The sequence below is a fragment of the Bradyrhizobium sp. USDA3516 genome, assembly GCF_057651995.1.
Genome location: NZ_JBYGYN010000005.1, coordinates 509,092 through 515,248 on the forward strand (window position 1 = coordinate 509,092; position 6,157 = coordinate 515,248).

The window sequence follows — 6,157 nt, forward strand, 5'->3', positions numbered from 1 at the left end:
TAGTTCCCCGCCGCCTGTCGCCGTTCAGCTCGCGGCCGCCGCGATCCTGCGTCCGGGGCTGTCATGCTCCTGGTTGCTCTCGCCGCGGCGGACCTCCGGCGGCAGCCCGGCAAAGCGCCGCAAGGCCTCCGCCATCTGCACCCGGCCCGAAACGCCTGTGATCACCACGTCCACCATCGCAAAGGACGAGTGAAAGTGGCCGCGCGCCTTGAGCTGCTCGACGGGCACGCCCGCAGCGGCCATCGCCTCGGCATAAGCGATGCCCTCGTCGCGCAGCGGATCGAACTCGCAGGTGACGACGAGGGCCGGCGGCAGGCCGGCGGCCTTGCCGCGCAGCGGCGAGACCCGCGGGTCGGTGCGGTCCGCCGGCGAGCAATAGAGGTCCCAGAACCAGTACATCAGCGACCGCGTCAGGAAGTAATTGGTCCCGTTTTCCTCGTAAGAGGGCCGATCGAAGCTGCAATCGGTGACCGGGCAGACCAGAAGCTGGCCGGCGATGGCGGGCCCGCCGCGGTCGCGCGCGAGCTGGCAGGTGACGGCGGCGATGTTGCCGCCGGCGCTCCAGCCGGCGACCAGCACCGGGCCCGGCTTGCCGCCGAGCTCGGCGGCGTGCTCGGCGATCCAGCGCGTGGCCGCATAGCCGTCTTCCGCGGCGGTCGGGAAGCGATGCTCCGGCGCGTGGCGATAGCCGACGCTGACGAACATCATGCCGGTCCGTCGCACCATGTCGCGGCAGAACGGCTCGTCCGATTGCTCGTCGCCGAGCACCCAGCCGCCGCCGTGGAAATAGACCACGACCGGGTGCGGTCCAGGCGTGGCCGGCTTGTAGACACGGTAGGGCAACGCACCGTCGGCAACGGGCAGGGTGCCGTCGACGATCTCGCCGATCGGCCGCCCCGCAGGCCGGCCCTTGTTGAACTCGTTGACGAAGGCGCGGGCGCCGAGCGCGCCCATCGACTCGATCGGCGGCAGGTTGAGCGAGGCGAGCAGGTTCAGCACCAGCCGCACGTCCGGCTGCAGCCGGACCACCTCGCCGTCATTGCATTGGGTGGCGCCATTGGGACCGGTGAGCCTGAAGCCGAGCATGCCGCGGCTGACCACCTCGTCGCAGATACTGCGGTAAGGGCCGACGCCGCCGGTATAGGGCATCAGGCCCTGCACCTTGCCGGGCACGTTGGCGCCCGTGTACCAGGTGTTGGCGAGCCGGTGCAGCGTCAGCATCGAGCAGTCGGCCATGTGCCTGTTCCAGCCGGCCTGCGCCGTCTCGGTCGGCCCGATCGTGGTGAAGCCGGCATCGCGTAAGCCGGCAAGGCGATCGACCACCCAGTCGACATGCTGCTCGATCGACACCGCCATGTTCGACAGCACCGACGGGCTGCCGGGGCCGGTGATCATGAAGAAGTTCGGAAAGCCCTCGACCGTGAGGCCGAGATAGGTCTGCGGCCCCTGCGCCCAGACATCGGACAGCGACTTGCCGCCGCGCCCGGTGATCGGATGCACGGCACGGATCGCGCCGGTCATGGCGTCGAAGCCGGTCGCGAAGACGATGACGTCGAGGTCGAAGCTGCGGCCGCTCGTGGAGATGCCGCTCGCGGTGATCGCCTTGATCGGCTCCTTGCGCAGATTGACCAGCGTGACGTTCGGCCGGTTGTAGGTTGCGTAATAATTGGTGTCGAGGCAGGGGCGTTTCGCGCCGAAAGGATGGTCGTCCGGCGTCAGTGCCGCGGCGGTCTCGGGGTCCTTGACGGCGGCCCGGATCTTCTCGCGGATCAGGTCCTGGACGATCTTGTTGCCGTCGAGGTCGACGGCCTGGTCGGCCCAGAGCTGCGTCAGGATGTGGACGAGGTCGCCGGCGGCCCAGGCGCGCTCGAACCGCTCGCGGCGCTCGGCATCGCTGAGCTGCCAGCTCACGACCGTCTGCTGCGGGTAGGGTACGCCGGCCATCGACTGCCGCGCCTGCTCGCGATAGGCGGCGCGGTCGCTCTGAAATAGGCTCATGCGGTCCGCGGGTGCCGGGCCGTTATGCGCCGGCAACGCGAAATTCGGTGTGCGCTGGAACACGGTCAGATGCGCGGCCTGCTCGGCGATCACAGGGATCGACTGGATCGCCGAGGAACCCGTGCCGATCACGGCGACGCGCTTTCCTTTCAGATCGACGCCGTCATGCGGCCAGCGCCCGGTGAAATAGACCTCGCCCTTGAAGTCCTTGACACCGTCGATCTCCGGCGGCTTTGGCGCGGAGAGGCACCCGGTCGCCATGATGTAATGGCGGCAGGAGACGGGTGGCCCATTGTCGGTGGTGATGAGCCAGCGCTCGGACGCTTCGTCCCATCTGGCTTCGGTGACCTTGGTCTTGAAACGGATATCGCGGCGCAAATCGTAGCGATCGGCGACGAAGCCGAGATAGCGCAGGATCTCGGGCTGGGTCGCGTATTTCTCCGACCAGGTCCAGGCGGTCTCGAGCTCCGGATCGAACGTGTAGCTGTAGTCGATGGTCTGGATGTCGCAGCGCGCACCCGGGTAGCGGTTCCAGTACCAAGTGCCGCCGACATCGCCGGCCTCGTCGAGCCCGACCGCCGAGAACCCCGCCTTGCGCAGGCGATGGAGAAGGTAGAGGCCGGAAAATCCGGCGCCGACCACGGCGACATCGACCTGCTGAGCGGTTCCGCGCTCATCGGAGGCACGTGTGGCAACCATTGCGTCAGGCATGGTATTCCTCCCGGATGTTTTGTTTTGGCGGCAGGCTATCGCCGCAGGCTCAGCTTGTCATCAGAGCAAGTGCAATCTCAGGGTGGTCGTTTGCGGCGGCTTCGTGACCGCGCGAATGTTGCGGCATCACACGCACCGCGATGCACAATGGCCGTGATAACCCGGGGTAATCAGCCATCCTCCTTCTGTGTATGCTTGCGCTGACAAGCCACGCGTACCGCCCGGGCGTCATGACAGAGTTGAGTGAGCGAACCAGAGCGAACATGGACGTCGTTCTCGAGGAGACGTGCCGGCAATTGCCGCATGGTGGCGATCACGACAGCCGCAGGTTCATCGCCGAGCGCCTGATCGAGGCGGCAGGGGCGGGCCATTCCACGCTGGGCGAGCTCGGCATCGTCGCGCGCCGCGCGCTCGCGGAGCTGATCGGCAAAGGCGGTTAGGCTCGAGGCGCGAGGCTTGCCTTGCCGACGGCTCAGGACATAACCTGCCGAGACCCTTCATCGAGATCGTTGCGAAGATGCGGGCCCTGCTTGCATGCGTTGCGGCTGTTGCAGTCCTGTGCGGCGCCGGCTCGGCCGCCGCCCAGCCGGTCGGGCAGTTTCCGTTCGCGCTGACGCGTGAGGGGCAGATGCTCGGCGCCGTGGAAGGCGAGATGGCCTCGTTCAAGGGGCTGGCTTACGCGGCGCCGCCGGTCGGCGCGCTGCGCTGGCAACCGCCGCAGCCGACGACCGAAAGCTCGGAGATGCGCACCGCCTACGACTACGGCGCGCCGTGCCTTCAGCCGGCGCTGCCGGCGGCGAGCGAGGATTGCCTGACGCTGAACGTGTTCCGTCCGTTCGGGGTCGACGGCCCGTTGCCGGTGATGGTGTTCATCCATGGCGGCGCTTTCGTCGCGGGCACGGCGAACGATCCGCTGTTCGATGGCGCCAGACTGGCGCAGGCGAGCCTCATCGTGGTCACCGTGAATTATCGCCTCGGCGCGCTCGGCTGGCTCTCGCATCCCGCGCTGTCGGACGCCGGCTCCGGCAATCTCGGCCTGATGGACCAGGTCGCCGCGCTGCACTGGGTGCACGACAACATAGCGGCCTTCGGCGGCGATCCCGACAACGTCACGCTGTTCGGCAGCGATGCAGGCGCGACATCGATTGCGCTGCTGATGTTGTCCGCGGAAGCGCGCAATCTCTTCCACAAGGCCATTCTGCAATCGGTGCCCGGCCGCGCGCGCTTGCGCTCGGCAGGAGAGGCGGAGGCCATCGGCCGGCAGTTCGTGGCCGCGCTCGGGACGAATACGGATCTGCGCGCAGTCGAGTCGCGGCGCCTGCTGGCCGCCGAAAAGCAATTGCTGGAGACATCGCCGCGCAGCTTTGCACCGATGATCGATGGACGTCTCGTGACCGAGGACATCGCCGCAGGTTTTGCGGCCGGACGCCAAAGCCGCATTCCCCTGATCATCGGCTCGAACGAGGACGAGACCGACTCGGAGGACGAGACCGCGATCAAGGAGGAGCTTGCACCGCCGGGCGCGAACAGCGACGAATTGCGCAAGCTCTATCCCGATCTCGCCGGAGCTTCGGATCTCGCGGCGAGACTCTACACCGACAAGGTCTTCACCGAGCCGGTGCGGCTGCTGGCACGCCTGCACGCGGCAAGCGGCGGACCGACCTTTCGCTACCGCTTCGGCTATGTGCCGGAAGCGCGGCGGGCGAATCCGGACGTCGGCCACGGGCGCGAGCTGCAGTTCATCTTCGGTGCGGAAGGCGTGCCCGGTGCGGGCATCCTGTCGCGACGCGATCGCGAGGTCGCAAGCCGCATGCGCGCCTACTGGATCAATTTCGCCAGGAGCGGCGATCCCAATGGTCCCGACCTGCCACGCTGGGACGCAGCGAGCGGCGATCGCCTGCTGCTGATCACGAACGACGGAATCGCGAGCGGGGACGATCCGTTCGCGGAGCGTCTCGACCGGCTGGCAAATGAGGGTAGAAGATGAGCTGGACTAAGCCGCGAGCTCGACGCGCGGCGCCAGGCTGAGCCGGTCTTCCTCCAGGTAATCCATCGCGCCGTCCTTCTCGACGGCATAGAACTGCTGGCCATCCCGCGACTTGAAGGCGGCGCGGACGACACCGCGGCGGCCCTTGTCACTGTTGACGACGTCCCCCAGCGCAAACTTCCTCATCGCACGTCTCACTTGACTTCAGACCGACTGCTTCGGCCCAGCGGGGATTCTGGGCGGCAAATCGTTAACGGCTTGCTAACCATGCGGCTTTGCCTATGCTCACCGCCGATCGTGCGGCCCTTCGCACGCACCTGTTGTCAACGAGACGAGCCGATGACGCGATTTCCCACCCTGTTCCTGTCGCATGGCGGCGGCCCCTGGCCCTTCATGGAGGACAGGCGGGTGCAATATGCCAGGACTGCCGAGGCATTCGCGAACTTGCCGCAGCTTTTGCCCGAGAGGCCGAAGGCGGTGCTGGTCATCACCGGGCATTGGGAAGCAGACGCCTTCACGGTGACGACCTCGCCGCATCCGCCGATGGTGTACGACTATTACGGTTTCCCCGAGCATACCTACCACCTCAAATATCCGGCGCCGGGCAAGCCCGAGCTTGCCGCGCGAGCGAAGGCGCTGCTCACGCATGCCGGCCTCGATTGCCGCGAAGATCCTGATCAGGGTTTCGATCACGGCACGTTCGTTCCGCTCGGGCTGATGTATCCGAATGCCGACATGCCGATCGTGCTGCTGTCGCTGAAGTCCAGCTATGACGCGGCCGAGCACGTCAAGGTGGGGCAGGCGATCGCATCCTTGCGCGACGAAGGCATCCTGATCGTCGGCAGCGGCCTGACCTATCACAACATGCGCGGCTTCAACCGTCCGGAGTCCAAGCCCGTCTCGTATGATTTCGAGGCCTATCTGAACGAGGCGATCAGCAACCCCGATGCGGCGCGCCGGAACGCGATGCTGATCGACTGGGAGAATGCGCCGAGCGCACGCCTGGCGCATCCGCGCGAGGATCATCTGCTGCCGCTGATGGTGGCAGCCGGTGCCGCCGGCAGCGACCCCGGCCGCCGCGTCTTCGTCGACGAGGTCTCGCAGGTGGCGATGGCGTCGTATGTGTTTGGAGGGTGATCTTCCTTCTCCCCTTGTTGTGGGAGAAGGTGGCACGAAGCGCCGGATGAGGGGTATCTCTCCTCTCGTTCAAAATGCAGTGTGACTCGCGGAGAGATACCTCTCACCCGTCTCGCCGCTACGCGGCGAGCCACCCTCTCCCACAAGGGGCCTGTTGCGCTACTGCTTTTTGAGGCCGAAGACGTCAGGAGAGAGGGCCGCAGTCGCGTGGATTGCGGTCCGAGTTTGTAATTGCCACCCTCGGCGGGCAGTTCAGGCGGTGATCGTGGCCCACCGCCTCATATTGAACGCGATGGAGGCGAGCAAAACTTGCCCGCTTGCCTT

General features: G+C 66.6%; 5 protein-coding genes. 3 read left to right on the forward strand and 2 right to left on the reverse strand.

What is annotated here, in order from left to right:
• Nucleotides 1–24 precede the first annotated feature (24 nt).
• On the reverse strand, nucleotides 25–2,709 hold the full coding sequence (locus tag AC24YW_RS19395; RefSeq protein ID WP_487484207.1) for a flavin-containing monooxygenase: 2,685 nt from the start codon (nucleotides 2,707–2,709) through the stop codon (nucleotides 25–27).
• A 191-nt stretch (nucleotides 2,710–2,900) separates the two neighbouring features.
• On the opposite strand from AC24YW_RS19395, the gene AC24YW_RS19400 reads away from it, so the two are divergent.
• Nucleotides 2,901–3,149, forward strand: coding sequence for a hypothetical protein (locus tag AC24YW_RS19400; RefSeq protein ID WP_487484208.1), 249 nt, complete (start codon nucleotides 2,901–2,903; stop codon nucleotides 3,147–3,149).
• A 77-nt stretch (nucleotides 3,150–3,226) separates the two neighbouring features.
• Entirely contained in the window at nucleotides 3,227–4,696 is a 1,470-nt protein-coding gene (locus AC24YW_RS19405) for a carboxylesterase/lipase family protein (RefSeq protein ID WP_487484209.1), read from the forward strand.
• Nucleotides 4,697–4,702: 6 nt separating this feature from the next.
• On the opposite strand, the gene AC24YW_RS19410 is transcribed toward AC24YW_RS19405, so the two are convergent.
• Entirely contained in the window at nucleotides 4,703–4,882 is a 180-nt protein-coding gene (locus AC24YW_RS19410) for a hypothetical protein (RefSeq protein WP_124159907.1), read from the reverse strand.
• Nucleotides 4,883–5,035: 153 nt separating this feature from the next.
• On the opposite strand from AC24YW_RS19410, the gene AC24YW_RS19415 reads away from it, so the two are divergent.
• Nucleotides 5,036–5,833, forward strand: coding sequence for a DODA-type extradiol aromatic ring-opening family dioxygenase (locus AC24YW_RS19415; RefSeq protein ID WP_487484210.1), 798 nt, complete (start codon nucleotides 5,036–5,038; stop codon nucleotides 5,831–5,833).
• The last annotated feature ends 324 nt before the right edge of the window (nucleotides 5,834–6,157 follow it).

What these genes read in the sequence shown, in the direction of transcription:
- AC24YW_RS19395 (WP_487484207.1), bottom strand. Translation starts at nt 2,709, where the DNA reads ATGCCTGACGCAATGGTTGCCACACGTGCCTCCGATGAGCGCGGAACC.
- AC24YW_RS19400 (WP_487484208.1), top strand. Translation starts at nt 2,901, where the DNA reads ATGCTTGCGCTGACAAGCCACGCGTACCGCCCGGGCGTCATGACAGAG.
- AC24YW_RS19405 (WP_487484209.1), top strand. Translation starts at nt 3,227, where the DNA reads ATGCGGGCCCTGCTTGCATGCGTTGCGGCTGTTGCAGTCCTGTGCGGC.
- AC24YW_RS19410 (WP_124159907.1), bottom strand. Translation starts at nt 4,882, where the DNA reads ATGAGGAAGTTTGCGCTGGGGGACGTCGTCAACAGTGACAAGGGCCGC.
- AC24YW_RS19415 (WP_487484210.1), top strand. Translation starts at nt 5,036, where the DNA reads ATGACGCGATTTCCCACCCTGTTCCTGTCGCATGGCGGCGGCCCCTGG.